Origin of the sequence: Mycobacterium sp. (assembly GCF_035314665.1) — a bacterium.
Classification (GTDB): Bacteria; Actinomycetota; Actinomycetes; order Mycobacteriales; family Mycobacteriaceae; genus Mycobacterium.
The window spans coordinates 1-2,746 of sequence record NZ_DATFZD010000257.1 but is presented as its reverse complement, the minus strand read 5'-3'; the positions used below and the strand labels follow the sequence as shown (position 1 = coordinate 2,746).

Annotated in this window: 4 protein-coding genes; 1 reads left to right on the top strand and 3 read right to left on the bottom strand. The window is 65.5% G+C overall.

The genetic code is table 11. The annotated features are described in order from the left end of the window. Both VKI00_RS18440 and VKI00_RS18435 read right to left on the bottom strand, forming a co-directional pair. A partial coding sequence (locus tag VKI00_RS18440; RefSeq protein WP_324439887.1) for a type II toxin-antitoxin system prevent-host-death family antitoxin occupies window positions 1-138 on the bottom strand: 138 nt, incomplete at its 3' end. A gap of 255 nt (window positions 139-393) precedes the next feature. Then, the gene (locus tag VKI00_RS18435; RefSeq protein ID WP_324439885.1) at window positions 394-630 is read right to left on the bottom strand and encodes a hypothetical protein; all 237 of its coding nucleotides are present in this window, start codon (window positions 628-630) and stop codon (window positions 394-396) included. Between the two features lie 149 nt (window positions 631-779). On the opposite strand from VKI00_RS18435, the gene VKI00_RS18430 reads away from it, so the two are divergent. Next, window positions 780-1,313: a permease gene (locus VKI00_RS18430; protein ID WP_324439883.1), complete on the top strand. Its 534-nt coding sequence runs from the start codon at window positions 780-782 to the stop codon at window positions 1,311-1,313. A 124-nt stretch (window positions 1,314-1,437) separates the two neighbouring features. Here the strand turns inward: VKI00_RS18430 and VKI00_RS18425 are convergent. Further along, window positions 1,438-2,746, bottom strand: a 1,309-nt coding sequence (locus VKI00_RS18425) for an ATP-binding domain-containing protein (protein WP_324439881.1), incomplete at its 5' end; no start/stop codon positions are given.

The window sequence follows — 2,746 nt, the reverse complement described above, 5'->3', positions numbered from 1 at the left end:
GAGTTCGACAGGTCTGGCGCTGCGGCGTGGCAGCGGGCGCAACTCGGCGACCGCGCGCCCGTCCCGGGTGACGATCACACGTTCGCCGCGCTCCACACGGTCCAGCACCTCTCCTCCTCTATTACGGAGGTCGCGCACGGTCACTGACTCCACAGCCGCAGTGTATCACCGGTGAGACAGGCATATCCAGCGCACACCGCACCGGTGGTTGAGGGTGTCGGCCGGATTGCGTCCGCGTTTCCACCGAAACATCCACCGCGACGTGCGCGTGCTGGGAGGATAGCGGGCACCGTTGGTGCATTTTGCGCCCTCATTTCAGGAGCGTCCGAGAACCGCGGGGAGGCAACATTGGCCGCACCTGATAAGCGCGGAGCCACCCGCCCCGGGGCTGTATCAGCCGCTTTGCACGATCGGATCGCTGCTCGTCGGACTATCGCCGACCAGACGATCTCGTTGGCCCACCTCCTCGGCCGTCGCGTCCTCGACGCCGCCGGAAACCGCGTCGGCAAGGTCAGCGACCTCGTGGTCCGTTGGGACGCAAATGTCACGTATCCACCAGTCGTCGGGATCCTCGTTGGCGTAGGCAGGGGGTTCGCGTTCGTTGATCTGCAAGACGTGACGTCGACCCACACTGGAGCACGCCTGCGATCCGAGCAGCAGACGGTGTCGCGACCGGTTCGGGGTGAGAGCGAAGTCGCGCTGACCCGTGACGTCGCCGCGGTTCCCGCCATTTCAACAACGAACCTCATCACGAGGCCTGCAACAAGGATGGTGCCCTAGTGACCGACTCTAAGGATCGACCGACGACCTCGAAGTCGGGAATGCCGAGTTGGCTCAAGCGAGTGATCATGTTCGCGATCCTCGGCGCTGTCCTCGTCATCGTGTATTTCATTCTGGCGGCGTTCCTCCCGCGTTGGTGGGCGCAGCGGGTAGGCGAGCTGTCCGATAGAGGTTTCGCCCGGGGTATTACGTGGGGTCTGCTCTTCGGCGGACTGTGCACGCTGGTGCCGTTGCTGCTGGTCCTACTGGCCGTCCTGGTTTGGCGGAAGCGCGGCGGGCGGGTCATCGCCGGCATCGCGGCCCTTGTGGCGCTCCTGTTCGCGTTGCCGAATCTGGTGACGCTCAGCGTCGTGTTCGGGGGCAACAGCGCCGCGCACGCGGGTGAACGGATCATGGACGTGGAGGCACCCGGATTCCGCGGTGCCTCCCTAATCGGGGCGATCATCGCGGCGCTGGTATTCGTTGGGGTGGTCGTGTTGACGATTCAGTACCGACGTCGCGGACGTCAGCTTGCGAAGGCGCGCGCACAGTAGACGCCCGCTGCAGCGGGGCCGGCCGCGAGCTCTTAGCTTTATACGGTTACCGCACGCCCACCGGTGGCCATGAATTTCGCCAGCGATTCAACCGCGAGGCGGACATCGCTGCTGCCTCGCCACATTAGGTCGACGGAAGGTTCAAACGGCGGGCGAGATCCGGCCCGCCGACTTCGCGGATGAAGTCCGGGTCGCCACACACCACGAGTTCATCGCGGGCACGGGACAGGCCAACGTAGAGGCGCTCGCGGGAGCGTTCGAACGCAGACTGCTCGTTGACGACAAGCACGACTGCGCGGCGCTCAAGCCCCTTGAAGCCGAGGACATGGCCGTAGAAAACCTGGTCGGCATCCCAGAAGCTGTCCCAGTAGGCGGCGTTGCCGGCGGCTTGGCGTTCCTTTTGTTCGGGGTGGCGGGTGCCGGTGGTCAGTAGCGCGACGTCTTCTGGGCGCCATCCCTCCTCCAGGAGCAGCTCGACCTCGTCGTCGCCGGCGTTCATCGCGTCGTGTTGCGAACAGGCGATGAACTTCACAGCGGGCCCCTCGCCGCCGAGGAAGCGCATCGGGTGATCGACCAGCGGTTGGAAGGCGTTGGCGATCTGGCGGGTGTTGCGAAGGTTGTGGTCGAGGACCAGTGGGACGAGCGGCACTGGCGGAGAGCCGTGACGGCTGAAGACACGCTGACCTTCGTCGGTGAAGACGTACAGGCCACCGGTTTCGTCGTCCTTGAGGGCCGCGAGCAGCGGGTCCCACCATTCGTCGGCGAAGTCCTGGGCCTCGTCGACGACGATCGAGTCGAACCGGTGGCCGGGGTCGAGTTGTGCTGCCAGATCAGCCATTTGAAGCGGCAGGTCGTGTTCCCAGAACTGCACGGTTTCCTCGGTGCGCAAGGATTCATCGGGCCCTTCGGGTGCTCCCCACCGCACGCCGAGTGCGTGGAACTCGCCGACGTAGGCCAGTTGGTGGCGGCGCCGCCAATTGGCGGTGATGCGCTCCAGGTAGGAGGCCAGGCCGTGGGAGTAGCAGAGCAGGGCCACGCGCTGGCCCTTCGTGGAAAGCCGACGGGCCTGTTCCACCGCGAGAAAGGTCTTGCCGCTGCCCGCCCCTCCGCGGATCTCAACGCGGTTCAGCAATCGGATGGCGTCGAGGATGACGGCCTGATGTTCGGTTAGCGCGTCGGCGGCGTCCTGATTGGCCAGCGCGCGAGCGACGACGCTTCGTTGCGGCAATCCCCTGCCGCTCAAGGCCGTTGAGAGCTGCTCGATGCCCCGCCGGGTTAGCAACGGGCGGTCCAGCTCCTGTTGGACGAGGACGTGTTTGAGCTTGTCGACGAGCGTCGGGAGGTTGTTGCGGTCGATGACCTTCCACCGCGGGCACTCCGGCAACGCGAAATCGTCGGCGATCTCGGCGTTCGGCAGGACAACCACGTGGTCC